The sequence below is a fragment of the Kamptonema sp. PCC 6506 genome, from assembly GCF_000180455.1.
Taxonomy (GTDB): domain Bacteria; phylum Cyanobacteriota; class Cyanobacteriia; order Cyanobacteriales; family Microcoleaceae; genus Kamptonema; species Kamptonema formosum.
Map to the genome: position 1 here is coordinate 1 of NZ_CACA01000301.1, position 26,291 is coordinate 26,291.

The 26,291-nt window shown below is 44.5% G+C and carries 21 protein-coding genes, 1 pseudogene and 1 riboswitch; of the genes and pseudogenes, 9 read left to right on the forward strand and 13 right to left on the reverse strand.

What is annotated here, in order from left to right; translation table 11 throughout:
* Nucleotides 1-20 precede the first annotated feature (20 nt).
* From OSCI_RS17775 to OSCI_RS17785, 3 genes and pseudogenes are all read left to right on the forward strand, one after another.
* Entirely contained in the window at nt 21-1,349 is a 1,329-nt protein-coding gene (locus OSCI_RS17775; protein WP_007356447.1) for a GNAT family N-acetyltransferase, read from the forward strand.
* 191 nt (nt 1,350-1,540) lie between these two features.
* Complete coding sequence (locus tag OSCI_RS17780; RefSeq protein WP_007356448.1) at nt 1,541-3,076, forward strand: DUF1565 domain-containing protein; 1,536 nt, start codon at nt 1,541-1,543, stop codon at nt 3,074-3,076.
* A gap of 116 nt (nt 3,077-3,192) precedes the next feature.
* A pseudogene (locus OSCI_RS17785) lies at nt 3,193-3,648 on the forward strand (TIGR00303 family protein); the annotation flags it as partial.
* A gap of 195 nt (nt 3,649-3,843) precedes the next feature.
* Here OSCI_RS17785 and OSCI_RS17790 read toward each other — a convergent pair.
* Nucleotides 3,844-4,221: a hypothetical protein gene (locus OSCI_RS17790; RefSeq protein ID WP_007356450.1), complete on the reverse strand. Its 378-nt coding sequence runs from the start codon at nt 4,219-4,221 to the stop codon at nt 3,844-3,846.
* A gap of 107 nt (nt 4,222-4,328) precedes the next feature.
* On the opposite strand from OSCI_RS17790, the gene OSCI_RS17795 reads away from it, so the two are divergent.
* Both OSCI_RS17795 and OSCI_RS17800 read left to right on the forward strand, forming a co-directional pair.
* Entirely contained in the window at nt 4,329-5,399 is a 1,071-nt protein-coding gene (locus OSCI_RS17795) for a hypothetical protein (RefSeq protein WP_007356451.1), read from the forward strand.
* A gap of 205 nt (nt 5,400-5,604) precedes the next feature.
* On the forward strand, nt 5,605-6,759 hold the full coding sequence (locus tag OSCI_RS17800) for an AbrB family transcriptional regulator (protein WP_007356452.1): 1,155 nt from the start codon (nt 5,605-5,607) through the stop codon (nt 6,757-6,759).
* A 355-nt stretch (nt 6,760-7,114) separates the two neighbouring features.
* Here OSCI_RS17800 and OSCI_RS17805 read toward each other — a convergent pair whose 3' ends face one another.
* Together OSCI_RS17805 and OSCI_RS17810 are read right to left on the reverse strand one after the other, a co-directional pair.
* Entirely contained in the window at nt 7,115-7,885 is a 771-nt protein-coding gene (locus OSCI_RS17805; RefSeq protein ID WP_007356454.1) for a proteasome-type protease, read from the reverse strand.
* Between the two features lie 87 nt (nt 7,886-7,972).
* Nucleotides 7,973-9,373 carry a reverse transcriptase family protein gene (locus tag OSCI_RS17810; protein ID WP_007356455.1) on the reverse strand — a complete coding sequence of 467 codons (1,401 nt, stop codon included), beginning with the start codon at nt 9,371-9,373 and terminating at the stop codon, nt 7,973-7,975.
* A 340-nt stretch (nt 9,374-9,713) separates the two neighbouring features.
* On the opposite strand from OSCI_RS17810, the gene glmS reads away from it, so the two are divergent.
* Together glmS and OSCI_RS17820 are read left to right on the forward strand one after the other, a co-directional pair.
* Nucleotides 9,714-11,663 (forward strand): glutamine--fructose-6-phosphate transaminase (isomerizing), encoded by a 1,950-nt coding sequence (gene glmS / locus OSCI_RS17815; protein WP_007356457.1) that lies wholly within the window; start codon nt 9,714-9,716, stop codon nt 11,661-11,663.
* Nucleotides 11,664-11,866: 203 nt separating this feature from the next.
* The gene (locus tag OSCI_RS17820) at nt 11,867-13,375 is read left to right on the forward strand and encodes an AAA family ATPase (RefSeq protein WP_007356458.1); all 1,509 of its coding nucleotides are present in this window, start codon (nt 11,867-11,869) and stop codon (nt 13,373-13,375) included.
* Between the two features lie 358 nt (nt 13,376-13,733).
* Here the strand turns inward: OSCI_RS17820 and OSCI_RS17825 are convergent, their stop codons facing one another.
* From OSCI_RS17825 to OSCI_RS17865, 9 genes are all read right to left on the reverse strand, one after another.
* Nucleotides 13,734-14,972 carry a DHH family phosphoesterase gene (locus OSCI_RS17825; RefSeq protein ID WP_007356459.1) on the reverse strand — a complete coding sequence of 413 codons (1,239 nt, stop codon included), beginning with the start codon at nt 14,970-14,972 and terminating at the stop codon, nt 13,734-13,736.
* 226 nt (nt 14,973-15,198) lie between these two features.
* Nucleotides 15,199-15,696, reverse strand: coding sequence for an HNH endonuclease (locus tag OSCI_RS17830; RefSeq protein WP_007356460.1), 498 nt, complete (start codon nt 15,694-15,696; stop codon nt 15,199-15,201).
* Nucleotides 15,697-15,879: 183 nt separating this feature from the next.
* Nucleotides 15,880-16,161: a DUF5615 family PIN-like protein gene (locus OSCI_RS17835; protein ID WP_007356462.1), complete on the reverse strand. Its 282-nt coding sequence runs from the start codon at nt 16,159-16,161 to the stop codon at nt 15,880-15,882.
* Nucleotides 16,162-16,224: 63 nt separating this feature from the next.
* Nucleotides 16,225-16,551 (reverse strand): DUF433 domain-containing protein, encoded by a 327-nt coding sequence (locus OSCI_RS17840; RefSeq protein WP_007356463.1) that lies wholly within the window; start codon nt 16,549-16,551, stop codon nt 16,225-16,227.
* Nucleotides 16,552-16,919: 368 nt separating this feature from the next.
* Nucleotides 16,920-17,780: a Uma2 family endonuclease gene (locus OSCI_RS17845; RefSeq protein WP_007356464.1), complete on the reverse strand. Its 861-nt coding sequence runs from the start codon at nt 17,778-17,780 to the stop codon at nt 16,920-16,922.
* Between the two features lie 162 nt (nt 17,781-17,942).
* Nucleotides 17,943-19,313, reverse strand: a complete 1,371-nt coding sequence (gene thiC, locus OSCI_RS17850) for a phosphomethylpyrimidine synthase (RefSeq protein WP_007356465.1) — start codon at nt 19,311-19,313, stop codon at nt 17,943-17,945.
* Nucleotides 19,314-19,320: 7 nt separating this feature from the next.
* Nucleotides 19,321-19,416, reverse strand: a riboswitch (TPP riboswitch).
* A 185-nt stretch (nt 19,417-19,601) separates the two neighbouring features.
* Nucleotides 19,602-20,654 carry a DNA cytosine methyltransferase gene (locus tag OSCI_RS17855; RefSeq protein ID WP_007356466.1) on the reverse strand — a complete coding sequence of 351 codons (1,053 nt, stop codon included), beginning with the start codon at nt 20,652-20,654 and terminating at the stop codon, nt 19,602-19,604.
* Nucleotides 20,655-20,831: 177 nt separating this feature from the next.
* The gene (locus tag OSCI_RS17860) at nt 20,832-21,392 is read right to left on the reverse strand and encodes a Uma2 family endonuclease (protein WP_007356467.1); all 561 of its coding nucleotides are present in this window, start codon (nt 21,390-21,392) and stop codon (nt 20,832-20,834) included.
* 80 nt (nt 21,393-21,472) lie between these two features.
* Nucleotides 21,473-22,033, reverse strand: coding sequence for a Uma2 family endonuclease (locus OSCI_RS17865; RefSeq protein WP_007356468.1), 561 nt, complete (start codon nt 22,031-22,033; stop codon nt 21,473-21,475).
* A 155-nt stretch (nt 22,034-22,188) separates the two neighbouring features.
* Between OSCI_RS17865 and OSCI_RS31575 the strand changes: the two genes are divergently transcribed.
* Together OSCI_RS31575 and OSCI_RS17875 are read left to right on the forward strand one after the other, a co-directional pair.
* Entirely contained in the window at nt 22,189-22,623 is a 435-nt protein-coding gene (locus OSCI_RS31575; RefSeq protein WP_007356469.1) for a hypothetical protein, read from the forward strand.
* Between the two features lie 13 nt (nt 22,624-22,636).
* Nucleotides 22,637-22,969 (forward strand): hypothetical protein, encoded by a 333-nt coding sequence (locus tag OSCI_RS17875; protein WP_019487493.1) that lies wholly within the window; start codon nt 22,637-22,639, stop codon nt 22,967-22,969.
* Nucleotides 22,970-23,160: 191 nt separating this feature from the next.
* Here OSCI_RS17875 and OSCI_RS17880 read toward each other — a convergent pair whose 3' ends face one another.
* The gene (locus OSCI_RS17880; RefSeq protein WP_007356471.1) at nt 23,161-25,773 is read right to left on the reverse strand and encodes a Calx-beta domain-containing protein; all 2,613 of its coding nucleotides are present in this window, start codon (nt 25,771-25,773) and stop codon (nt 23,161-23,163) included.
* Nucleotides 25,774-26,291 lie beyond the last annotated feature (518 nt).

The following is a 26,291-nucleotide window of genomic DNA, read 5'->3' on the forward strand; positions in this document are numbered from 1 at the left end:
ACCCCCCACCCCCTCCCGATATGAATCCATTCCTGTCGCAAAACCAAAATCAAGTTGTCATCCGCCCCTTTCAATACCGGGACATAGATGCAATTGAGCAGTTGTACGTCCAGACAACAGATTTAGAAGAGAATAAAGTTGCCACTAGCGATCTAGGGTTCAGCAGAAAGTTACAGCAGATTCGTCGCTGGTGTTGGCTGCTAAAATTTTTGAGCCTGTTCCCCAATCCTTGTCAGTACCTTTTCCGCGCCCACGTTGCCGAAGAAAGCGGTCAAGTTAGAGGCGTGGTTCAGGTTTCCCCCTTCAACCGTACCCGCAGCACTTGGCGAATTGATAGAGCATTCGTGGATGCAGAAGCTAGAAGCAAAGGTATCGGCTCGTTACTACTGCGCTATTGCTTTGAAAGCATTTGGGAAGCCCGCACTTGGCTGCTAGAGGTGAATGTTAATGACAAAACCACTCTGGCACTTTATCGGCAGAATGGCTTTCAACCTCTGGCTCAAATGACTTATTGGGCGATCGCGCAAGAGCGGCTTCAACAATTAGCCGAAGCGACACCAGATTTACCCAACCTCTTACCCGTCAGTAACGCTGATGCCCAGTTACTCTATCAATTAGATACTGCATCAATGCCACCATTGGTGCGCCAAGTCTTCGATCGCCACATCCAAGACTTCAAATCCAGCTTTTTGAGAGCTTTAGTTGAAGGAGTTAGACAGTGGGCCGAACGCACTGAGGTAGTGAGCGGTTACGTCTTTGAACCCCAACGGAAAGCCGCGATCGGCTATTTTCAGGTGCAATTGTCCCGTGATGGCGATCGCCCCCACGTCGCCCAGTTGACAGTCCACCCAGCCTATACCTGGCTTTACCCAGAGCTACTTTCCCAAATGGCCCGTCTCGCCCAGGATTTTCCAGCTCAAACCCTACACCTCGCCTCCGCCGACTATCAGCCGGAACGCGAAGCCTATTTAGAACAAGTAGGAGCCAACCGCATCGAAAACACCTTGCTAATGTCCCGCTCAGTTTGGCATAAGCTGCGAGAATCTAAGTCAGTTTCTCTAGAAGGACTCCAGCTATCAGAAGTGCTGCAAAGCTTCCAGCCAGCTCGCAAACCCGTACCGAGTCGAATGTCCTGGTTAGGCCCGATGGAAGAACAACCCAATGGGACACCAGGAGTTCAATCAGATAGCAAGCCAAAATTGTTAGAAGGCTTAGGCGGCCAACCCAATGCAGCATCGGAAATCCCAGCACCTGATGCTAAAACCATTTCGCCGCTAAAATCAGATGTTTCTCCTAATCTTCCTAATCTTAATCAGTTGGGAGTCAACGATAGAACGACATTTTCCTAGACTTTCCTGCAATGTATAGCAGTTGCCAAGGCAGTTAGGACATTCTGAATTTAAAACCCTGATTCTAAACCCTTCTTCCCTCTTCCCTAGCCCCTAGCCCCTAGCCCCTAGCCCCTCTTAAACCGCCTTAGCGGCTGCAAAAGATTTAGATTGCACGTAGCCTGAAGAAAAAATCTCTAGCAAACAAAATTATGGCAACACTTTACGTCAATCCGGGTACAGGCAGCGATTCAGCCTCCGGCAGCCAATCGGCTCCATTTAAAACAATCAGCCGCGCTCTACAGCAAGCTCCATCGGGAACCATAATTCAGCTAGCAGCGGGAACTTACAGCGCTGCTTCCGGCGAAGCCTTCCCCCTACAAATTCCTGCCGGAGTGAAAGTCATAGGCAGCGAAACCAACAAAGGCAGCACCGTTCTGATTCAAGGTAGCGGCAAATTTGTCAGTCCCACCGCAGCGGGTCAAAACGTTACAGTCTTGCTGGCAGAAGGTGCGGAACTGCGCGGTGCAACTGTCACCAATGGCGATACTAGAGGTACAGGAGTTTGGATAGAATCAGTAGCCGCCACAGTCGCTAACTGCACTCTCTCCAAATCCAAGCGAGAAGGCGTATTTGCCACTGGTAGCGCCAAGCCAGCAATTTTCGACAGCGTGTTTACCGAAAATGTCGGTAACGGTTTGGCAATGGCAGGTAGCGCTAAAGGGGAAATTCGCCGCAACAAGTTTCAAAACACAGGTTACGGTATTGCCATCCAAGATAATGCAGCACCTCTAATTGCAGAGAACCAAATTTTGGAAAATCGCTCAGGAATTGTCCTTTCTGGCGATTCGCGACCGATTTTGCGTAAAAATCGGATTGAGAAAAATATACAAGACGGTCTGACGGTGACAGTTAAATCACTGCCAGATATCGGCACTGGTCAAGATGCTGGCGGTAATATCTGGCAAGATAATGGTCAATTTGACTTACAAAATGCTACTTCCTTTAAGATCCTTTCTGTAGGAAACCAGCTAACTGCAACGCGGGTTAAGGGTTTAGTGGAGTTTAGCGGTACAGCTACTCCCACGCCAACGCCAACTCCCACGCCAACGCCAACTCCAACTCCAACACCTACACCAACTCCAACACCTACACCTACACCTACGCCTGGGGGTGGACAGTTTAGCGATATTAGCGGACATTGGGGAAAAGAGTTTATTGAACGATTGGCAGCCAAGGGTATTGTCAGTGGGTTTCCTGGCGGGACATTTAAGCCTAACGATAGTTTAACTCGCGCTCAATATGCAGCTTTGTTAGCTAAGGCGTTTGAACTTAATCCCAGACGCGCTGGTACGACTTTTAAGGATGTGGCGGCGGATTTTTGGGGTAAGGAAGCGATCGATAAGGCAAACAAAGGAGGATTTGTAGCGGGATTTCCAGATGGGACATTCCGACCAAATCAAAATTTAACTCGTACTGAGGCGATCGTGTCTTTGGTAAATGGCTTACAGTTGACGGGTGGGAATCTAAATGCTGTGAGTGTATATGGCGATCGCGCTCAAATTCCCAGCTACGCCATTGACGAAGTAGCAACGGCAACTGAACGTAAGATTGTAGTCAACTACCCCAACCGCAATCAACTCTCACCCATGCGGGAAATTAACCGTGCTGAAATCTGCGCTCTAATCTATCAAGCCTTGGTAGCCATAGGTCGCGCCGATGCGATTAATTCTCCTTATATAGTCTAGGAACTAGGGGAGCGGGGGAGCGGGGGAGCGGGGGAGCGGGGGAGCTCTTGAGCGGGGGAGCGGGGGAGATAGGGTAGCTAAATCCTCCCTATCCTCCCCATCCTTCCCTATCCTCCCTATCTCCTCTATCCCTCATAGCGGGGGTGGGCGATCCTATGCAAGTAGTAGTGGCGGGGATGGCGCTCGCGGCGAGTCGTAGTTGTGGGGTGATGCTGGCTGGGGGTACGCAAATGTTGGCTGTTTATGCTTTGATTGAGGCGATCGCGCGTGAATATTCGCTCTTATGGCATCCACAACAAATTGTAGTGGGAACTACGCGCTGGGTTGCCGAAGATCCTACTGGGGATACTGTGGGATTAGCTCAAGATGTTGGCCCTGTGCCTCTTTTGGCTACACAATTGAGTTTTGCTAGCTCTCGCTATCGGCAGTTACAAGCTTACGAACAGGGATATGTTAAGGAAGGGGTGGGTGCTGGAGGATGCGCGATCGCTTCTCATTTAACCCAAGATTGGAATCAAAATCAACTCCAAGAAGCTATTGAAGCTTTGGCAAAGCGTTATCAAAAATTATAGATAATTGGTAATTGGTAATTGCTAATTGCTAATTGGTAATTGGTAATTGGTAATTGCTAATTGGTAATTGGTAATTGGTAATTGCTAATTGCTAATTGCTAATTGGGGAAAGGGTTTCCTCATCTCCCCCGCTCCTCTGCTCCCCTGCTCCTCTGCTCCCTATCTCCCCTGCTCCCCTGCTCCCCTGCTCCCTTGTTACGAGTGAATTCTCTTGGCTAGTAACTGCTCTTCTAAGGCAGCAATACGATTGTAAGCTGCTGTTAATTGAGCAGTTAGCCTTTGGATTTGGATATCTGCTGTCAACTCTTTTTCCAGACTTTGAAAATTCTTGTCGGAGAAATAGTCGTCTAAAAGTACATCCTTGTGTTCTAGAACTGGATCGAGACTGCTGTAGCTGTGATACGAGGTAATTTTCTCTGTTAAGCGCAATCCAGCTCGATCTGTTCCTTGACCCTCAGTTAGCTTAGAGTCACAGACTGACTCCGTTAATTTGTCGTTCAGGTGTTCAATAATTGTATACAGAGAGTCCACTTTATGACTCAGTGCGTTAATTTGTTGTCTGATCTCTTCCATAAATATTCCTTTTATCCTTACTTCTTACTTTTTCATGGTAAACAATGCTTTGCCGAAGTGGGAGTTATCACTGAATTATTTAAGATTTTAGGCCGGAGATTAAAATGATGCAACTGTTGAATTTATTGCTAATTGAAATTTTAGAAGGCTGGATAGGGGGAAAGCAGCCAGTTGCAGATGAGTTACAGCAGTTGGCGGTTTGGGAATTGGCAGATGAAGCGCGATCTCGTGCTTTTGGGATAAATGCTGAAAATGTGAGTGAAATTATTCTAGCACGGGCTAATTTATTCCAGTCAATTGCAGCGACAATTCTTGAGTTGCCATTAAAGTCAATTAATTTATTAGCAACTTCGTGGAATCTTTGGCTACCTTTGGCAATACAATTAGCTACGGAAAGAGAAAGCTTAGGGCGAACTTTAATTCAAGGGATTTTAGGAGGACAGGGAACGGGAAAAACTACTTTAGCAGCCATTTTAAAGTTAATTCTAGAGAAATTAGGTAATAAAACAATTAGCCTTTCTTTGGACGATCTTTACAAGACTTATGATGAAAGGCAGCGGTTACAAGAGGAAGACCCCCGTTTAATTTGGCGCGGCCCGCCAGGGACTCACGATCTTGAGTTAGGAATAGAAGTTTTAGATCGATTGCGCGATCGTGGTAATTTGCGATTACCCCAGCATGAAAAATCAAAATCTATTTTGATTCCTCGGTTTGATAAGTCGCTTTGGGGAGGTGCTGGCGATCGAACTGAGCCTGAGATTGTTACTGATGTTGATATTGTATTATTTGAGGGTTGGTTTGTGGGGATACGACCAATCGAGGTTGATATTTTTGATGTCAATTTGCCTCCTATTGTAACATCAGAAGATCGGCAGTTTGCCGATGATATGAATAGGAAATTAGGGGATTATTTGCCAGTTTGGGAACGGTTGGATCGGTTGATTGTTTTGCAGCCAATTGATTATCGCCTTTCTCAAGTTTGGCGGCTTCAGGCCGAGAGGGAGATGAGGGCGGCAGGTAAGTCGGGAATGTCGGATGAGGAGATTAATAGATTTGTGGAGTATTTTTGGAAGGCTCTACATCCTGAGTTATTTATTAACCCTTTGGTAAGTAATTCGGAGTTAGTAGATTTAGTGGTTGAGATTAATGCGGATCATTCTATGGGCCGAGTTTATTAGTAATTGCTAATGGGGCTGGCTGAATTAATACTGCAACCTTTAATTAGCTTTAACTTGATACAACACCTAAACGAATCGAAAGCTGCTATATTTTTTCTATCTTATTACAGAGCTAAAATTAGATTTAAAAGGCTATAATAAATTTCCAGCAATATTTCTTAACTTGACTTTAGTGACGCTATTAAAAATATTCAGGGATTCCGTAGTGCCAGACATTCTGGGGGAATCTCAATCCCAATCTGAGGGCGATCGCAACATCTCAGTTACTTGGCCTCCGACTCTTGTCTTCAACTGGCACAAAATTCAGAAAATCGTTGAACAGTTATGTGTGGCTGTAGTCATGGGCTTTCTGTTTGACTGGTTCGATGTCCCTGTCGCCTGGTTGCTTGGCCCCCTGGTAGTTGGCATTGCCTATGCTTCTACTCAACACGGCCCAAAACCCTTTCCTTCTATTTTCATTACTGTTGGCAAGGCAATCATTGGTATCTCTTCGGCGGCCCGCTTTTCTCCTGAAACGGTTGCGTTGGGAAAAACTTACGCTTTGCCTCTGTTGGGGTGCATTCTGATTACAGCTAGTTTGAGTATGGTCAATGGTTATCTGTTGTCGCGGTGGACTCGAATCGATCGCACTACAAGTTTTTTGGGCTGTATTCCCGGTATTGCTTCTACTGTTGTGGCGCTGAGTGAAGAACTAGGGGCCGATAGTGTTTCGGTTGCTGTCCTTCAGTATATTCGCATGATACTTGTGGTCTTACTCGTTCCCTCAGTAGCGAACTTTTTCTCTCCGGTTATTGCAGGAAGCGAGACTTTGACGTTGTTGCCAGTCGCAGCAAACTCTCATCCAGTACCCATGTTTGTTAATTTACTGGTATTGGCGGGATGCTGTAGTTTGGGAATTTTCGCAGGCGATCGGCTGAAGCTACCGACATCTGGATTTTTAGGAAGTTTCTTGCTTGGACTCGTCGTCTTCTGGGGGTTGCCTTACGAATTTCAGATACCGCGATCGCTATTTATTGGAGCACTCTTGCTGGTGGGACTCTCCATAGGTTTGAAGTTTAATTGGCAAAATGTCCGTCTGATTGGGAAAGCAGTATTACTGGAAATCTTGCTGGTAATTGTACTGATGGTGTGCTGTCTTGCGATCGGATATGAGTTTCACATTATTACTCATGTCGATATCGTGACAGCAATTTTATGCTTTATGCCGGGAGGAATGGAAGCAATGATGGCAACAGTGACGCAATTAGGTGGTGATACTGGGTTAGTATTGGCTGCACAGATTACTAGGCAGATGTTAATTATCGTAGCTATTAACCTGTTGAATTTGTTTTTGAATCCAGCAAAGCGTGCAGTAACTTGACACTCTTATGGCAGAAGGCAGAAGGCAGAAGGCAGGAGGCAGGAGGCTCTTATGTAGGAGGAAAATGCAATAGTGGACATGGTTTGGGCGACCGAGAATGTCAAGACCGTTGTGGCGGTTGCTATACAAGCTAAATTCTCAGAATGCAGCAGCCATAAAACAAAGCCTATTTGTTCCCATTAATAAGAGCAAATAGTTTTTTTGTTATATGGATAAACAAAAATAATAGGACTTAAGCTCATGGCTCCAGAAACCGGGTTTTTTACGAAAATACTTCGCCCTTATCCACAGATTCTCTCAAAAAACCGGTTTCTGTGGTTGGGTACGTAATTCCTGAATAATTATGGTAATTAAATCAATCAATAATAATATCTTCCGACGGCTCTTTCTCTAAATTGTGCCGCCAGTTGATATCAGGAATGCGGTCAAAAGCTTCTCTCAGAGAAACCTCCCACATCTTGCGAATCTCCGCCAAATAAGGATCTCCCAGACGCAATAACAACCGATTCCGAACAACTAAGCTATCGGTTTCATACATCACCAAATTAATCGGCGGCCCTACAGAAATATTCGATTTCATCGTAGAATCAATGGATAGCAGAGCACATTTAGCTGCCCCTTCCAATGGAGTTTCAAAACTGAGAGCACGATCTAAAATAGGTTTGCCATACTTAGCCTCTCCAATTTGTAGAAAAGGAGTTTCTGAAGTGGCTTGAATACAGTTACCTTGGCTGTAAATCATAAACAATTCCGGTTCTTGACCTTTAATTTGTCCTCCCAAAAGTAGACTGCATTTAGCATCAATGCCGTCCTTCTTTAGCCAAGCTTGGTCGAGTTCAACCATAGAACGGATTTTCCCTCCAATATAGCGGGCAACTTCGTATAAGGAAGGAAGAGTATGGAGGTTCATATCGGCTGCGACTTTAATATCTTTATTCAGTCCACTAATTACCCCTTGAGTCATGGATAGGTTGCCTGAAGTACAGACTAAGATTACCCGTTCCCCCGGACAGGAAAAGTCAAATAATTTTTGGTAAGTTGAGATATAATCGACTCCTGCATTAGTGCGGGAGTCCGCAGCCATCACCATTCCATAGCGGGTAATAATGCCAAGGCAATAAGTCATATCGATTTTAGATTTTGGTTTTACTTTGTGGGATATTTTCTTTTCCCGTTTCCTATTCTCTCATTTAATTGAATTAGTATTTCATCTTTACCTCAATTTTTCTTTAATTTGTTTAACCTGTTTTTGAAATTCCCTACCTTTTTCAGGATCGACCATTGCCACAAAGTTAGCAAAACCTTGAATTGAGGCAATGACATCAGAAGAATTACCCCAGTGTTTACCTTCGGGGCCATCTTTTTCTATTTGATACAAGGTAGCACGAAAGCGTTTTAGCTCTTTTTTAGAAATACTGGGGCGGTCATTGACTACAATGCCGGTAACTTCTTGTTGTCGATTCTTTCGCAGGATTCTAGTTTTTTGTTGATTAATAGTAAATCCCTCATGTGCTACAATTGATTCTGTACGTTTAAGAATGTTACAAATATAGCGAAGGCTATCACCTGAAGCTGAAAATGTTAGGTCATCGGCGTAGCGGGTGTAAACAAATCCCATGTCTTCAGCCATTGTAGTAAGGCGGTTATCGAGACGGCGACATAGTAGATTTGTAATGGCTGGACTGGCGGGCGAACCTTGAGGTAAGTGGCGTTCTGTTAATGCTACAAAGTATGTTTTGCCGTCTAGTTCTACTTGTTCAATTTCGGGTTCTGTACACAGTAAACCAAAAATTGTAGCGGCGGCTTCTGCATAGCCGAAGGATTGAAAAAGTCCTTTGACTCGCTTATAAGAAATTGAGGGGAAAAAGTCTTTGAGGTCGAAGTTGATAATAACTTCTGCTTTGACATGAGGTAAGGCGTTTGTAACGATTGAATGGTGGGGACGAAAGCCGTGAGCTGCTGTATGCAGTTCCATTTTTTCTAGTATATTATCAAGAATCCAATGCTGTACTTTTTTAAGGCGCGGCATGGGGGCAGAAATCAGGCGATCGCCTCCTGTTTTCTTAGGGATTTTGAAACGGATATAGTGGGAGATGGTGGAAGTTTTGCGCGAAAAAGCTAGAAAGCGTAATTCTCCGATGTTAATGTTGATGGCGGCGGCAATTTGTTCGGCGGTATTGCAAATGGGTAATCCATAGCTTTGTAAGCGTTCGATCTCGGCGTTAAAGTTATTTAATCCGCCCGATATACCATCGCCAAGATAGAGGATTTCTTGCTGTTTTCGCTGTTGCCAATTCTCAGCTTTTTGTTGTCTTTCTCTTTCCCGGCGTTCTTTTGTTTCCTGCTGCTTTCGCCGCGATTCTGCTAACCGTTGCTGAAGTGCTTGTTTGCGGAGTGTCTTTTCATTTTGGAGTTGACGACTTTGCTGCTGGAGTTCATTAAGTTCTCGCCTAATTTCTCCTTCGCGACGAATTTCATCGGCGGGATCTTGGGGAATTTCGCCTTGGGCGGGCCAAAATCCATAGCGGATCATTTCTTCCAGAATGAATTCTTCTCTACCAATTTCTCGGATGCGATCGTATAATTCCTGGCGGGTGCGGGGTTGGTCTGTCATAAGAAGGGGCTAGGGGGTAGGGAAGAGGGAAGAGGGAAGAAGGAATAGGGCGGAATATATCAATAGATGTTTTAGCGCTAAAGTACAAATATAGCAACCGATGAACGTCGGTTAGGAGATTCTGAATTTCTGTCACCATAGATTTAAACCCTTCTGCCTTCTGCCTTCTGCCTTCTTCCCTAACCCCTAGCCCCTAGCCCCTAGCCCCTCTTGATTTCTACGGGGTTTACTTTTAGGGGGATAATTCACTACAGTAAAAGTTCAGTCTAAAATCAATTGACGGTTTCCCTACACGCCTTGTAGGTTGGATATGATGCCCTCAGCAGGAGTTTTACCTTAAATGTGCGGAATCGTTGGCTATATCGGCACCCAAGCAGCAAGTGAAATTTTACTGGCGGGGTTGGAAAAACTGGAATACCGGGGCTACGATTCGGCTGGCCTCGCTACGATCTGGGAAGGACAAATTAATTGCGTGCGTGCGAAGGGTAAACTGCATAATCTGCGGGAAAAGTTGGCTGGGGCGGAAACTCCAGCCGCGATTGGCATTGGGCACACTCGCTGGGCGACTCACGGGAAGCCAGAGGAGTATAACGCCCATCCGCATCTGGATAGCGATCGCCAGGTGGCGGTAGTGCAAAATGGGATTGTGGAAAATTATTGGGAGTTACGGGAAGAGCTCAAGGCTAAGGGACATAAGTTTATCTCGGAGACGGATACTGAGGTCATCCCGAATTTAATTGCTGAGTTGATGGCAGAAAGCGGAAGGAAGAGGGAAGAAGGAAGAGGGAAGAAGGAAGATGGGGAGACGGGGAATGCTGATTCCTTAGAATTGCGCGATTCAGAGGCTTTTTTAGAGGCGGTGTTAGCGGCGGTGAATCAATTGCAGGGGGCGTTTGCGATCGCAGTTCTTTGTGCAGACTATCCCGATGAGTTAATTGTAGCAAGACAGCACGCTCCTCTAGTCATTGGCTTTGGTTCTGGAGAATTTTTCTGTGCTTCTGATACGCCCGCATTGGTAGCCCACACCCGCGCCGTACTATCTTTAGAAAATGGGGAATTGGCGAGGTTAACGCCGATGGGTGTTGAAGTTTATAACTTTGCTGGTGAGAAGCTCAAAAAAAGCCCTCGGATATTGGGATGGAACCCGATTCTGGTTGAAAAACAGGGCTTTAAGCACTTCATGCACAAGGAAATTTACGAACAACCGACAGTTGTGCGCGATTGTTTGGAAGCTTACGCCGATAGCGAGTGGATGGGAAATGGGAAATCGCCAATTAATCTAGGTTTGCCAACAGAATTATGCGCTGATTTAGAACATATTTCTATTTTAGCTTGTGGCACTTCTTGGCACGCTTCTCTGGTGGGGAAATATCTTTTAGAACAGTTAGCAAATATTCCCACAACGGTGCAATACGCTTCTGAATATCGCTATGCACCGGCACCATTGATGGCAAATACTCTGACAATTGGTGTTACTCAGTCTGGCGAAACTGCCGACACGCTGGCAGCTTTGGGGATGGAAGAACAGCGCCGTGCTGGTTTTACTGACAAATTTCGAGCTAGAATGCTGGGCATTACTAATCGGCCGGAAAGTTCTCTAGGTCATACAATTCCGCATATTATTAATACTCATGCCGGAATGGAAATAGGCGTTGCCGCTACTAAGACTTTTGTCGGTCAATTGATGGCATTTTATTGCTTGGCTTTAGATTTGGCTTATCAGCGGCAAACTGTCACCGAAAGTAGATTGAAAGAAATCATGGCAGGTTTGCGACAGTTACCGATCGCAATGGAGAGGTTTTTAGAGATTCAGGAAAGGCAAATTGAGGAACTTTCCCACGAGTTCAATGAAACGCGCGATTTTATCTTTTTAGGGCGAGGAATTAATTTTCCTATTGCTTTGGAAGGGGCTTTGAAGTTGAAGGAAATTAGTTATATTCATGCTGAGGGTTATCCAGCAGGAGAGATGAAACACGGGCCGATTGCCTTGTTGGATGCGAAAGTGCCGGTGGTGGCGATCGCTATGCCTGGTAGTGTTTATGAAAAGGTGCTTTCTAATGCCCAGGAAGCTAAGGCGCGAGATGCCCGTTTAATTGGGGTAATGCCGAAGGAACTTTTGACTGGGGGCGATGTTTTTAATGATGTTTTGCCTGTACCAATGGTGGATGAGTTACTGTCGCCAATTTTGACAGTAATTCCTTTGCAATTGCTGGCTTATCACATTGCGGCGCGGCGGGGTTTGGATGTGGATCAGCCCAGGAATTTGGCTAAGTCGGTGACTGTGGAGTAAGGAGTTGGTGGAGGTGCTGTAACCATTGGTTTCAAAGGCTTTGGCAGTTTTATCTTTTATTTTACTCTCACGCTCAGTGACAAAAGAGGGATAACTTTAACTCTGCCAAGCAGCGCCTACCCTACGAAGGTATCATCAATAATTTCTGAAAACCTCTGAAAATCTCTTAAAATAGAAAAGAACTATAGAAAGGAGAGAGGCTGATGTTAGAGCGGGAGTTCCTGATCAAGATGGCTCGCGATCGCGAACTGTCTCCCAATCAAGAGCAAATTTTTATCATGCGGTTTGCAGAAGAGAAAGATTACGAAGAGATCGCTATTCAACTGCGAACCTCTGCCGGTGCTTGTCTCAAGCAAATGGGGCAAGTCTACAAAAAGTTTGCAGTCAGTGGCAACCATCGAGGTAAGGAAAACCGTCTGAGAATTTCCTTACTCAATCAATTTCGCCAGCTAGAGGAGGAAAAAGCTGCTGAAAACCTACCATTGCAGAGATTTAACTCGGCTCAATCCGCTGCTGGAAACAGGGGAATCTTAGATGAAAAGATGGAACCGATCGCATTTATCGACAGCTACAAAATCCCCGCTCTGATTTCCCATCAAAACAACAGCTACGCATCCAGGTTGAAATTGCAGGCATTTACTCCTGCAACGCCTCCGAATGAAGGCATTGCCACTCCCCGTCAAAACTTACCGGCCCCCGATCGCACCCGCTTTATCGGTCGGGAAACAGAGATGGCTAGACTGCTAGAAATGCTATCTTGCGATCGCGAAGTCGGCCTCAGCCATCATACCCCTCAGATCGTCAGCGTCAACGGCCTCCCTGGAGTCGGCAAAACTGCACTGGCATTAGAAGCGGCCTATCGGTGTTTGCAAGCCAGTCGCATTCCCGAAGCATATCCTAGCGCTCCTACCTTCGATGCGATTATCTTTACATCTGCCAAGGAAAATCACCTGACATCCGCAGGAATTTTACCCAGACTCCAACGCGATCGCACTTTGGGGGATATTTGCCGCGCGATCGCCCGGACATTAAATCGTCCAGACATCGCCTCAGCCGAACCCCTTCAACAGCTAGACAGCATCAGAGAATATCTAAGCAAAATACCGACTTTGTTAATATTAGACAACTTAGAAAGTGTCGAGAATCAACAAGAAATCCTTTCCTTTTTATACGACTTACCGCGAACAGTCAAAGTAATAATTACCACCCGCGAGCAAGCTTTATTTGCTCCCATTTATCTCGAAAGCTTACTCGAAATAGACGGTTCGGAATTGATAGAATATCAAGCCAGAGAAAAAGGCATCGTTCTCGACAGCGAACAGTGCCAAATAATTTATAGAGAAACCAGCGGACTGTCACTAGCAAGTGGTTATGTAGTTAATCAATTAGCGTTTGGTTACTCATTATCAGACGTACTAGAGCGAATTAAAGATAGCTCTAGCGAACTGGCTAAATTTATATTTAACGGTTCCATTAAATCTTTAGCCGGACAACCATCGCTGAAGTTGCTCATGGCCGCTGCGAGATTCGATCGACCGGCGACGAGGGAAGCGATCGCTATTGCTGCGGGTATTACTGACTCTGCTATCGTAGCCGACGGTTTAGCGAAACTTCAGCAACTCTCGTTACTGAAACAGCAGGAGGGGCGTTATTATATGCTTGAGCTGATCCGTACCTATGCGATCGCGCTTTCTAATACTAATGTAATGTGAACTTGCACCTGATTAAACCCCGACTTAAATATTCCCTTTATACTATAGCAGTTGCCAAGGCAGTTAAGACATTCTAAATTTAAAACCCTGATTCTAAACCCTTCTTTCGTCTTCCCTAGCCCTGAGCATCGTAGCCCCTAGCCCCTCTTAAACCGCCTTGGCGGTTGCTATAAATCCGGTTTGATATCCCCTCGATCGTTTGGCGATTGAAATCGCTACTACACAAATGAAGTCCGAGCTAAGAGGGACTAAAGAATAAAGGGGATATTTAAGTCGGATTTGGTATTATTTCTTAGTCCGCGCAGGCGGACTTTGTTTTTATAGTAGCGGTTTCAACCGCCGATCTATCTTTTCTCATTTAATCACCGTGCATCAAGTGATCTTTCGGACTAACTAACTTCAGTAACTTTTGCTTAATTTGATCGTCAAAAACTTCCCATTTCAACCTAGCATAATCGCTATTCTCATTACCACCAGCGAGAAATCCCGTAGAAATTTCAAAGCCGCCAGCTTGACTTCTTCCTCCACCAAAAAAGCGACCTTCAGCATCCTGACCAAAAGCTTCTTTCAGAAATTCATCAGGATCTAAAGTAATTTTACCAGTTCGTAGCGACCCAATTACTAACTCAATTGCCTCATCTTCATCGTGAACAATTCCATAGACAACTGCGGTGTGAACGTTTTCCTCAGTCACCAGAAAATCAGCCGCCTGGGGAATAGCATCGCGATCGTCGTAGCGCAGATAACCGACTCCCGCAATAGAAAAATTATTTTGTACGATCCGATTTTTAAGCGATCGCTCAATCACATCCATCACCCGCTTCGAGCGAGAAGATTGTAACACAGCATTTAATAATTGTGGGTCATAAAAGCGACTTAAATAAGCTGCGGCTAAAAAATCAGACTCCTCAGCTTGTCGTAGTGCATTTGTATCCGATCGCAAACCGTGCATCAGCGCCGTCGCGCACTTAGCGTGTTGGGTAATATTGCCGTCCAATTTTAGCAATCCAGCTTGCAAATACTGAGTAAAAATGGTAGCTGTAGCGCGGGTTTGGGGGCGGAAATCGGTAAACTCTGAATTTAATTCTCCCTGTAAACTGTGGTGATCGATCGCCGCAGTTACGGGGATACCAGCAGCAATAATCAGCGAAGTTAGCTGACTGGTAGTACCTTGATTATCGATAAAAACACAGCCCTGATAAACAGATAAATCTTTAGTTTTTGCCATCTCTAACGGCCAGCGCTGCAATGGCAACCCCGTGAGTTTAACTAGGGCAATATTTTCTTGGTGACTGAGGGCTCCTGCATAAACGATATCGCAGTCAATATCAAACTGACGAGCGATTAACTTATAAGTCCAAGCACAGGAAAGTGCATCGGGATCGGGGAAATCTTGCAAAATCGCCAACTGGCGATCGCCTCTGTGTCTTTCCAATGTCTCCCGTAATTCCTCCACTTTTTGAGTGTAGGATTCGCTAACAGATCGATCGCGCAAACGGTTTCCTTCATTAACGCCATCCGTAGAACGGACGCGCTTTAACTCCGGTACAATTTCGCTAGTACCATCCCCAGAACTAGCATCATCGTTACTAGACATAACTTACTAAATTAGTAAAAGTACGTAGGCGAAGCCAGCCGCAGGCAGCGGTCATTTCTTAGCATTCAAAAAAACTATTGGCATTACTAACTCCTTCTTCTTCCCTTTCCCCTTCTTTCCCTAGCCCTGAGTATCGAAGCATCGTAGCCCCTTCTTCCCTAGCCCCTAGCCCCTAGCCCCTAGCCCCTAGTTATACAAAACCCCCGCGCTTGCGTGCTCAGGGGTTTCAAAGTCCAATTACATATTTTTGCCATTCTTGGTGCATCCCACTCTTAACGTGCTTAGTCACTTCAAAGTATAGACCACTGTAAGGTTTGCGAGGAGGATACCGCAGGCTCATACTCGCCTCTTTGGGAGTTCGACAGCCTTTTTTAACGTTACAGCGCACGCAAGCACTCACGAGGTTTTCCCAACTATCCACGCCGCCTCGCGATCGCGGAACTACATGGTCGAGCGTTAAATCATCCCCCGTATAACCACAATATTGACACGAGTGACCATCTCGGTGCAATATGTTTCGGCGGGTGAGTGGAATATCTTTGTAAGGAACCCGAACATAGTGGCGTAAGCGGATGACAGTTGGCAAGGGAAAACCGGGTGAGATATATTTCCCATTATGCTCTATCTGCTCTGCTTTCCCTTTGAGCAACAAAACAACAGCCCTTCTCCAACTGGTGATGTTGAGGGGTTCGTAAGAGGCGTTCAGCACCAGAACATTGCCCATCGTTGATTGTTAGAGAGAATATTTTACCGATACTAACACAGGTTTGGGACTAGGAGCTGGCGACTGGGGAAGGGAGATGGGGGGATGGGGAGATGAGGGATGGGAGGATGGGGGCGAATTCAGGTTGGATGAAGTTCTAAAATATTGTGTAGATTTGTAGCAATCGGCAAAGCGATCGTTTTTTTACTGCGGCGGACGGTTAACTCGAATCAATTTCCCCGTCAATATTTCTTCCGTAGAAATAGCCTCATTAATTCGCGTCGCCTGTCTTTCCCAGTTGTTATCTTGAGTACAAATGATAATACCAGCATGGTTAGGTTGTGAGCGATGTAGTCGAATGAAATCCCCTCGATTAAGAGTCAAAACTGCTCGCTGATTACTCACAGCAAAAGCCAATACCTCCTCATCAGGAATTCCTAATCCTGCGTTTCCAGCTTCTTGAACTGTTAATATATCGTGACCCAAAGGTCAAAGAAACTCAACTACTGGCAGTGGGTACTGTTCGTCTGCATAAAGTCGTGCCATGTTTTATGCTTCCTCATTTTCTCTGATTGCTGTTTCAATTTCTTCTGGGTAAGCATCAGCATAAGCCCAAGCATTTACCAAGTCAGCCGCAGCTAAATGTGGATAGCACTTTAAAAGTTCAGCATCGCTGCATCCGAGACGACGATACCCGACAAGTACCCAAACGGGTATGCGAGTATTGCCAATACAAGCATCACCACCACAAACGCCAGGAGTTTTTTTAATGCCTAGCGAACCGCTGCTTACGGTTTGAAGTAAAAATTCTATAGCTGCTGCTTTATCTGCGATCGTTAAGGAAGCAAGATCGATTTTTAATTCGGTTATTGTCATTGTTTATTATCTCATTGGTAGGGAAGTAATATTGTTTACTCTATTATAATTATAGCTAGTTCACTCCTCGGAGTTAATCTGCTTAACTTCCTCTAATGTTAGGCCTAGCGACTCTGAAAGTTGATAGTTCCTAGAATTTAACCGCAACTATATAATCTCAGTAATTTTCTTGTATCCAAGTATTAATTCGATTTTCTAACCGATAGATTAATGAGACTAATTCTAAGGTTTTAGTGCTAATCAGTCTGAGGAATTGTGAAGAATGCGTAGTAGCAATAATATTGTTAGTTTATTATATCATTGATAACGTAGGGGCGGTACCCCCGTGCCCGCCCCAAAACTTAGGAATTACCGAAAACTGTAAATTATTATGACAAATAAATTTGTCGTAATTCCTCTAACCCCTCAACGGTTAACAAGCTAGAAGTAATACTTTGTAGCAAATTCAGGTCATCAATAGCAGAAATTTCTCCAAAAATCTCTAAACCTGAACTCCCAAACTTAAGCTGTAAACCTAACTGAATCCCTTGTAATAAAGCTTGTTTTGTCTGATTTTGAGCCGCAGTTAACTCTGATTGAGTTTGAGATAATTGTGACTGAGTTTGAGATAGTCTCGCCGCTAATTCCTCCACAGTAGGAATAACATTTCCCTCTGCATCACACCATCTTAACCAAGTATCATTAACACTTTCAAAGACACCTTGCCAGAGGGTTAAACCTAAACCAACTAAGGGAAACCAAGTATCAGTTTTGGGCACATAACGCCCCCCTTGTAATTGAAACATTTGTAAAGGGCGATCGCTCAATTCACCCAGAGGATCGTACACGATATAATACATTACACCCATCAGGGCATAATCAGTGAATTTGCTACCCAACTCATTCCCCGGAGTCGGAGAAACAATTTCAATTACAATTTCTGGAGGTTTGCCAAATTCCCATAGTAAATAGGAACGCACATCTCGCCTCTCCCAAGTATCGACAACAGTTACATTTAAACTGAGGAATATATCAGGAACTATAGCCGGATGGCGGACAGTACGGAAAATCCCCACATTGGCAGCGACAATAAAAGGTATACCATCATTTAACTCATAGCCAGAGAGAACTTCTGTAAGCAGTCGCTGTTGTTTTTCATTAATGAAACTATCCAAGGGAGTATCGTCTTCTTGTACGAGTTGGCTAGTATCGGGGTATTGATTGGGGTCAAGAGCGATTAGATCCGACATGGCTAATTTGGAGGAATTTAATCGGATTAGGATTTTGTGATTTTCCTATAATAATTTTATCTTAATTTGGCAATCTTTTGTAGCTTTAACAATTTGTATGGTAGTACCCCCGTGCTTACTCCTTAAAATAGGGTGGACAGATAAACCCATCCACCCACTTAACTACTTAGCTACAGGTTCCCTAGCTAAAAACTTCTCCAATTCCGTCAAAGCATCAGCATCAACCTTAGTCTGCATCGGACAAAACTTAGGCCCGCACATCGAACAGAATTCAGCAGTTTTATAGATATCTGCCGGCAAAGTTTCATCGTGATATTCCCGTGCGCGTTCAGGGTCTAACGATAGCTCAAATTGACGATTCCAATCAAAATTGTAACGCGCCTTCGAGAGTTCATCATCCCTGTCGCGAGCACCATGTCGATGACGGGCAATATCCGCTGCATGGGCCGCTATCTTATAAGCAATTAACCCATTTCTAACATCCTCAGCATTCGGTAAACCCAAATGTTCCTTCGGTGTTACATAGCACAACATCGCCGTACCATACCAACCCGCCATTGCCGCACCAATTGCAGAGGTAATGTGGTCATATCCCGGTGCAATATCTGTCACCAAAGGCCCCAAAACATAGAAAGGTGCTTCCGAACACTCTTCCATCTGTTTCTTAACATTAAACTCAATTTGATCCATCGGTACGTGACCAGGGCCTTCTACCATCACCTGTACATCATGTTCCCAAGCTTTGCGAGTTAAATTCCCCAAAGTTTTGAGTTCAGCTAATTGAGCTTCATCAGAAGCATCGTGAGTGCAACCAGGACGGAGGGAATCACCTAAACTAAAAGAAACATCGTATTTCTTAAAGATTTCAATGATTTCATTGAAGTGAGTATAAAGCGGATTTTGCTTGTGATGATGTAACATCCAACGAGCTAAAATACCACCGCCGCGAGAAACAATACCTGTAAGTCGATTTCTCACCAATGGCAAATGCTCAATCAAAATTCCGGCGTGAATAGTTTGGTAATCTACTCCTTGCTGAGCGTGTTTTTCGATGATATGCAGAAAGTCATCTGCCGTCAGATTTTCAATTGTCCCGTGTACGCTTTCTAGTGCTTGATAGACAGGAACGGTACCGATAGGAACAGGCGAAGCTTTGATAATTGCCGTGCGAATTTCGTCCAAATTGCCGCCGCCAGTGGACAAATCCATGACAGTATCAGCACCATATTTGACCGCTAAATTTAGCTTATCAACTTCTTCTTGAAGATTGGAAGAATTGGGAGAAGCACCGATATTAGCATTGACCTTGCACTTCGAGGCAATACCAATCGCCATCGGTTCTAAATTGGTGTGATTAATGTTAGCAGGAATAATCATTCTTCCCCGCGCCACTTCTTCACGGATCAACTCCGGCGGGAGATTTTCCCGATTGGCAACATACTGCATTTCTTCAGTAATTACACCTTGACGAGCATAGTGCATTTGACTAACATTACTATGCCCCTGCCGTTTGGCGATCCATTCGCTACGCATATTCTATTTCCTCGATAAACAGCTTCCCTCCGCTGGTATTACCCAGACTCAGGTTCTAAGGGTGTTTCTCAGCCTGGATATCCAGGCACCCCTAGCTTAAGTTGTTAATTATATCACTGATTGCACTGTCGATGAGAGCTAATAAGGAAATCTTAATATTGAGAGATAGATGAGGAGATAGCGAGATGCGATCGCGTTTCTAAGCTGAGTTCGAGAGTTATGCTAAGTACAAGACTAGATAAAAGCCATTATGGAGAGCAGTCTTAGGCAAAATCTTTAAGGAAGAGCTTAAATATAGGTACTACATTCCTCCCTCTCTTTTGACTCCTGCTTCTCATTAAATAAATCCTCGTAAATAGCCTGTGCCACAGCATAACTAAAATTAACAGGAACCGCATTCCCAATCATTTTATAACCAGCAGCTAAGTTCTGATAGTAAAAAATGAAATCGTCAGGGAATGTTTGAATTCTAGCACACTCCCTAACCGATAATCTTCTGTAAGATTGCCGGGAATTAACATCAAATATCCATTCATCTTTTCCTACCCGAATCATCTTATTTGCTTGCGGGTGAATTGGCGCATGGCGACCACCTGCTTGAATAGTAAAAGATGGTTCATTCCAACAGCGAACTCGGTTGCGCGACATATACATACTTGAAAAACCTCCTGTCATGTATTCATGGTTAGGTACCAAGCAATCATTGCCATTTGTTTTGTTAGGCGATAAAGCAGGAATTACCGATTCTTGCAAATCACCTATGGCATCTTTTAGGGTAAGAATGCGTCGCGATTTCCCCACCCAATCAAAATTGAAACGCCTTTTCAAACTTAAGTGATAGCCAACAAAAATCACTCTTTTCCGGTCTTGAGGCACATTATAGTACATGGCATTCAGCAACTTGTAAGCGATGACATAGCCAGCTTCTTCAAAAGCCGCTAAAATATTACCAAATGCCAACTTGTGTTTAGTGTGTAGCATCCCAGAAACATTTTCCGCCACAAAAAATAAAGGTTGTTTCTCTTTAAGAATACGGACGTAATCTAAAAATAACTTACCGCGATAATCATCGATACCTCGTTGCATTCCCGCCTCACTCCAACTTTGACAAGGCGACCCGCCAATAATTCCCGTACAGTCAGGTATTTCTGCTGAAGAAATTGCTCGAATATCGCGCTTGTCAAGAAATGTATCCGGGTGGTTATTTTCGTAGGTTTCCCAGATATCTTTATCATACTCTGAAGCCCAGATGACATTAAAGCCAGCTTGAGAAAAGCCTAAATCTAGCCCTCCACAACCTGAAAATAAAGCTACAATTGATTTATCTTTATCGCTGAACATCTCTGTCAATCCTTTGGCTATAATTGAGTAATTTTAATTTAGTAAACTAGCTATCACGCTAATTGTCAACTCATCTTGTCAAGTTAGTAATTTCCTGTAACCGATCTCAATTACTGTAGGCTTGAAAGTCTGCTCTAATAACTCGTGCAGACAATTATAGTCAGACAAGGAATCATTTTAACCCAATATCCAATCAACACTCACTTCAAAATCAGAAAAAGCCAGCGGTGAAACTATTTCTCCTCGCTCAAACCTTTGCATTAAACCATAACCATTTGCCATCGGTTCGCGGTAAACTTCTAAACAATTAGCCTCAAGATCCCACAGCCAAATTTCGCGAATCCCAGAACGAGCATAGTTAGGTACTTTCACATCGCGATCGTAATCAATAGTGCTATCAGAAACCTCTACCAAAAGCAATACTTCTGATGGCATTGGATGTGCTGTAGCGTAGTAATCAGCACGAGGTTGTAGTAATACTAAATCTGGCTGAGGTTCAGTTCTTTCTGTCAATTGAATTGGGTCTTGAACATCCAAAATAGCTGCTTCTTCTGGAATCACGCTAAAACGGCGAATCAGTCGCCGTACACAAGTCGCATGACGAGTTCCAATTGCAGCCATTTCAATAATCTCCCCTTCTATTAATTCTACTCGGTCATTATTCGCAAAAACACCAGCCTCAATCATTAGGTGATATTCCTGCACTGTGAATAGCCGTTTTTGCATCTGAACAGACATAATTATTCTCCTGTTTCAGTATTTAATATTATTTTACCATTATTGCCAGTAATATTTAACCTACTAACTGGCTAATATTCCTAACTCAATATCAAATCAACACTCACTTCAAAATCAGGAAAAGCAAATGGTAAAAATATTTCTCCTCCTTCAAATTTTTGGATTGAACTATAGCCATTAGCCGTAGGCAAACGGTAAACTTCTAGACAATTAGCCTCTAAATCCCATAGCCAAATTTCCTGAATCCCAGAACGAGCATAGTTAGGTACTTTCACATCGCGATCGTAATCAACAGTACTATCAGCAACTTCTACCAAAAGCAAAATATTTTCACTATTTGGCAAAGCTGATTCATAAAAATCAGCACGAGGTTGTACTAAAGCAATATCAGGTTGTGGTTCAGATTTATCATCAAGACAAATCGGATTTTGTACCCGGACAATAGCACGTCTTTGTACTCGTTCGTAAAAGAAATTTGCAAGGCGATCGACACGGGCGGCATGACGCTTACCAATTGCTGCCATTTGAATAATTTCTCCTTCTATGAGTTCCACCCGTTCATTATTACCAAAAATACCAGCCTCACCCATTAGGTGATATTCTTGTACTGTGAACAGCCGTCTTTGCATCTGAACAGACATAACTATTCTCCTTTTTCAGCATTTGGCATAACTTTACCATTTTTTCATGTAATATTCAATCTATTGTATTTATAAAGTACAACAGGCAATAGATAAAATTATGATCTAGATTGCAATTATGTGATAAATTAAAAAAAATCTCTCGTTACCAAGTCATGAAAAAATCACATCTGTTTCTAGCGACTCTAACTTCCATCGTCATGGTTATAGGAATTAGTGGCAAGGCTTTACTACAACCAGTACCTCCCCTTCCACCTCCGCCTCAGAAATCTGCACCCCCCACCAGCCCAAAACCCAGTCAGAAACCCTCCTTACCCAGTGAGAAAGTTGCATTGCCAGATCCAGAAGCCTTGCTAGATATTGTATCCAATTTCGTCATCAAAAAATACCAAAGCACTTCCTGTCAAGAGTTAGCAAAAATGAAACCCCAGGCTAACAGGAGTTCCTCAACTTCCGGGACACCAGAAGCAGTTCTCCAGGCTAAGGCAGTTGAAATGTTGCGGCAGAATCCTGAGATGCGGAAGAAATTTATCAACCGAGTTGCGGGGCCAATTGCCAATAAGATGTTCGAGTGCAAATTCATTCCCTAGAGAGGAGAAATTCATGAAAAAATCTCATCTATTGTTTCTAGGCGCTTTAAGTTCTATGGCAATAGTTGTAAGTTCCTGTGCAAACACACCCAAGGAAGCATTGTTGGATATAGCCGCCAATCTCGCTATTGAAAAATACCAAAAAGCTTCCTGCGAAGAAGTCGCCCAGATGCAACCTCAGTCTCAGTCTGCACCTGCTGCACAAACTGAGGCGGGGAAAAAAGCCGATCTTGAGGCAAAAGCTCTGGAAATGTTACAGAAAAATCCTGAGATGCGTCAGCAATTTATCAATCGAGTTGCGGGGCCAATTGCCAATAAAATGTTTGAATGTAATCTAATTCCCTAGCTTTGTATTATTCTCACCCAAACTTAGGGGAGATGCGGGAATATCTCCCCCGATCAAATCATCCTTTCGTCGTTTCCATGTGGAGTCTGAGAGAGTTTTCAATAATAAAAAACCACCCCAAACGAGGTGGCATATAAACCAAATCTGGAAAGAAAACACACTAGAACAAGAAAAGTAAACTACTAACAGTCTTAGAGTATAGTAATTGAGGTTGATGCTGGATTACCGATAGTACCAGCGCCGAAACCTAAGTTCACAGTACCAGCAGTACCACCTACAATATCAATCAATGAAAGGGTAACGCTGGTTTGACCATTAGCAAAATTCACAGTACCACCGTTATTACTGGAGTTAGGGAGGAAAGTGCCGGAAACAGAGTAGTCAGTGAGGTACACAGGTTGACCACCACCCGGTGCTGCAATCAAAAAGTCAATTGATGCTGTACCCACACCGCTTGGCCGATTAATTGTAAAGCTTCCAGTACCACCGTCAGTCGTAGGCGAAACAGACGTACCGTAAAAGAATCCATTACTTGCCCCACCGCTGCTGTCTAGAATTGATAGAACCGCTGCTGAAGGACTAGCAATAGAACCACCGCTGAGGAATAAGTTGACAGTCTCAGTCAACTCTGGCACAGTATCATTGATGATCGGCACACCAACCGTCGCACTAGCTTGACCAGCGGCAAAGTTCACTGAGACAGTGCTGATACCAACGTAATCAGGCTGAGAAGCTGTAGCCGAACCATCAGCAGTGCTGAATAGAATTGTTGCTGCCTTTGTCAAATCGCCAGAACGATTAATTGTGACGTTAGCAGTGCTACCTTCATTACCACTGTAAGTAGCGGCACTAAAGAAGAACACACTAGGGCCAGTAGTTGATGTTGTTGGAGTCGGTGTCGGTGTCGGAGTCGGAGTCGGTGTCGTTCCCGTTGACGCAACATTATTAATTGTCAAGATAGACGGATTGCTGCCTACAGTACCCCCACTGAGCACCAAGTTCACAGTTTCCGCACCTTCAGTCAAGGTATCAGTCAAGGCTGGAACTGTGAAGCTGGCGCTATTTTGTCCAGCCGCAAAGTTCAGAGAACCCGCTGCAACCGTGTAGTCAGGTGCAGTTCCACTAGAACTAGCCGAACCATCAACAGTGGCGTAATTAATCGTAGCCGCCGCAGTACCGCCAGTGCGAGTCACCGTAATCGTTGCTTGGCCACCTTCATTCACAGTGTAATTAGTCTGATCGAACTGGAAAACGCTGGTTGGAGTTGGAGTTGGAGTCGGAGGAGTTGGAGTTACCCCCGTTCCACCATCAAAAATCGTCAGCGTTGCGGGATTGACAGTACCGACATTGCCATTGTTCAGGAAGACATTTACCGTCTCAGAGCCTTCACTAAGCGCATCAGTTATAGTCGGGATACTGAAAGTTGCGCTAGTTTGACCGGCCGCAAAGTTTAGCGTACCCGTAGTTGGGGTATAGTCCGCAGGAGAAGAAGCCGAACCGTCAACAGTACCGTAGCCAATAGTTGCAGCACTCGCAGTATCTCCCGTTCGCAAAACTGTCACCGTACCGGCAGTACCTTCGGGAGTAGAGTAATTACTGGTACTAAAGCTGAAAATACTTGAAGCAGTGGTTCCCGGCGTAGGTGTAGGTGTCGGGCTAACTGTAGTTGCCTGGTCGGAAATAACTAGGTTGGATGCAGGCAAAGTACCCAGGGTTGCGCCACCAGTTGGGGCCTGAAGTTGCAGAATCGCTGTTTCAGTTCCTTCAGCTATACCATCAGCCGTAAGATTAAAGCTGATTTGGGCGGAAGTTTGTCCGTTAGCGAAATTAACTGTCAGAGGTTGGGCAACTGTGAAGTCATTCAGGCTGGCTTGATTATTGCTTCCCCCCGGAGCAACGGTATAGTTAACCGATATTGCGCCTTGGCTGCCACCGGTACGGAAAACACCAACGCTAACGGTGCTGCCTTCTGTACCGCTGTAAGTAGGCTGACCGAAGTTCAAAATGCCAGGGCCAGAAGTCCCCGTAGGGGTCGGAGTTGGTGTTGGGGTTGGTGTAGGCGTTCCGACGGACTGGAACCAGGCAGGATTCGCGCTCAATTGAGCAGCGGTAAAACCTACCATATTGACTAAATACTCGCCAGTTCCTACATCGCGAACTAGGGTGTTGCCGATGCTAATGCCGTTAAAGCCTGTACCATCAATGAACTGGAGATCGCTAAATTGCAAGCCGCCGAACAACTGAATAATATCGTTGCCGTTGGTGCGAAAATCCGTGATTACGTCGGCATCGGAGACAGTTGGGCCGCCAGTTGTAGCAGTTGGTTTACCATCGCCCACCCGCCCGATCCCGAAAATATCGCTGCCGCCACCGCCGCTCATTGTATCGGAACCGAGGTCGCCGTAGAGGATATCATCCCCAAGGTCGCCTAGTAGTTGGTCGTTGTTTTTGCCCCCGTACATCGTGTCATTGTCTTTGCCACCGAAGATGGTGTCGTTGCCGTCGTTGCCAAAGACGCTATCGTTACCGATGTCGCCCCTAACTAAGTCAGTGCCTTTACCGCCGTAAACTTGGTCATCGTCTTTACCGCCATAGACTGTATCGCTACCGTCGTTGCCGTTACCAATGTCATTGCCGGGGCCGGCAAAGATTAGGTCATTTCCATCTATGGCATTGAGAACGTCGTTGCCGTCAAGGCCGTTAAGGGTGTCGTCACCGATTAATTCAATTAGAGAAATTGTCCTACCGTCAGATAGATTTCCAGGAAGAACATCCGGGCCGAGAGTACCATTTATATTGGGCATTTTGTGAACTCCACAGGTTAGTTATTTGTGCCTTTGGTAGAAGCACCTGTAGAGATTTATCTGGGAAAATGTCTTGAGCTTAAATTAAGATTCTCTGGAATTATTTGTTCCATTTCTACTTTAGAAGTAATGGTGTCGAAAAGGTTCCTGAATTAGTTGCTTTTTTCAAAGATGGGAAGGGTAGTAAGGTTGAATTGGGGAAAGAGATTATCATGAAGATCGTCTGAATTTTCCTGTGGAACTTTTAAGTAGAATTACGTAAAAGCTGAAGCTAAATTAGACTAAGGTAAGTAGGAAAGAGGATTGTAAGTGAGTAGTTGTTTGGCGGTTGAAACCGCTACTATACAAACAAAGTCCGCCTACGCGGACTAAGAAATAAGGGCGATATTTAAGCAGGATTGGTAGGTGCTATTTAATTAACAATTAGCAATTAACAATTACCAATTAGCAATTAGCCTGCAATCTTGTAACTGATAACTGTTATAGTAACCTTCTTGGCAGTTAGGACGTTATGATTT

Excerpts from the sequence above, each read along its gene's own strand:
- OSCI_RS17810 (WP_007356455.1), bottom strand. The coding sequence starts at position 9,373 with ATGACAGACCAACCCCGCACCCGCCAGGAATTATACGATCGCATCCGA.
- OSCI_RS17840 (WP_007356463.1), bottom strand. The coding sequence starts at position 16,551 with ATGACAATAACCGAATTAAAAATCGATCTTGCTTCCTTAACGATCGCA.
- OSCI_RS17865 (WP_007356468.1), bottom strand. The coding sequence starts at position 22,033 with ATGTCTGTTCAGATGCAAAGACGGCTGTTCACAGTACAAGAATATCAC.
- OSCI_RS17855 (WP_007356466.1), bottom strand. The coding sequence starts at position 20,654 with ATGTTCAGCGATAAAGATAAATCAATTGTAGCTTTATTTTCAGGTTGT.
- OSCI_RS17820 (WP_007356458.1), top strand. The coding sequence starts at position 11,867 with ATGTTAGAGCGGGAGTTCCTGATCAAGATGGCTCGCGATCGCGAACTG.
- OSCI_RS31575 (WP_007356469.1), top strand. The coding sequence starts at position 22,189 with ATGAAAAAATCACATCTGTTTCTAGCGACTCTAACTTCCATCGTCATG.
- OSCI_RS17845 (WP_007356464.1), bottom strand. The coding sequence starts at position 17,780 with ATGTCGGATCTAATCGCTCTTGACCCCAATCAATACCCCGATACTAGC.
- OSCI_RS17805 (WP_007356454.1), bottom strand. The coding sequence starts at position 7,885 with ATGACTTATTGCCTTGGCATTATTACCCGCTATGGAATGGTGATGGCT.
- thiC (WP_007356465.1), bottom strand. The coding sequence starts at position 19,313 with ATGCGTAGCGAATGGATCGCCAAACGGCAGGGGCATAGTAATGTTAGT.
- OSCI_RS17795 (WP_007356451.1), top strand. The coding sequence starts at position 4,329 with ATGCAACTGTTGAATTTATTGCTAATTGAAATTTTAGAAGGCTGGATA.
- OSCI_RS17860 (WP_007356467.1), bottom strand. The coding sequence starts at position 21,392 with ATGTCTGTTCAGATGCAAAAACGGCTATTCACAGTGCAGGAATATCAC.
- OSCI_RS17825 (WP_007356459.1), bottom strand. The coding sequence starts at position 14,972 with ATGTCTAGTAACGATGATGCTAGTTCTGGGGATGGTACTAGCGAAATT.
- OSCI_RS17775 (WP_007356447.1), top strand. The coding sequence starts at position 21 with ATGAATCCATTCCTGTCGCAAAACCAAAATCAAGTTGTCATCCGCCCC.
- glmS (WP_007356457.1), top strand. The coding sequence starts at position 9,714 with ATGTGCGGAATCGTTGGCTATATCGGCACCCAAGCAGCAAGTGAAATT.
- OSCI_RS17830 (WP_007356460.1), bottom strand. The coding sequence starts at position 15,696 with ATGGGCAATGTTCTGGTGCTGAACGCCTCTTACGAACCCCTCAACATC.
- OSCI_RS17880 (WP_007356471.1), bottom strand. The coding sequence starts at position 25,773 with ATGCCCAATATAAATGGTACTCTCGGCCCGGATGTTCTTCCTGGAAAT.
- OSCI_RS17790 (WP_007356450.1), bottom strand. The coding sequence starts at position 4,221 with ATGGAAGAGATCAGACAACAAATTAACGCACTGAGTCATAAAGTGGAC.
- OSCI_RS17780 (WP_007356448.1), top strand. The coding sequence starts at position 1,541 with ATGGCAACACTTTACGTCAATCCGGGTACAGGCAGCGATTCAGCCTCC.
- OSCI_RS17875 (WP_019487493.1), top strand. The coding sequence starts at position 22,637 with ATGAAAAAATCTCATCTATTGTTTCTAGGCGCTTTAAGTTCTATGGCA.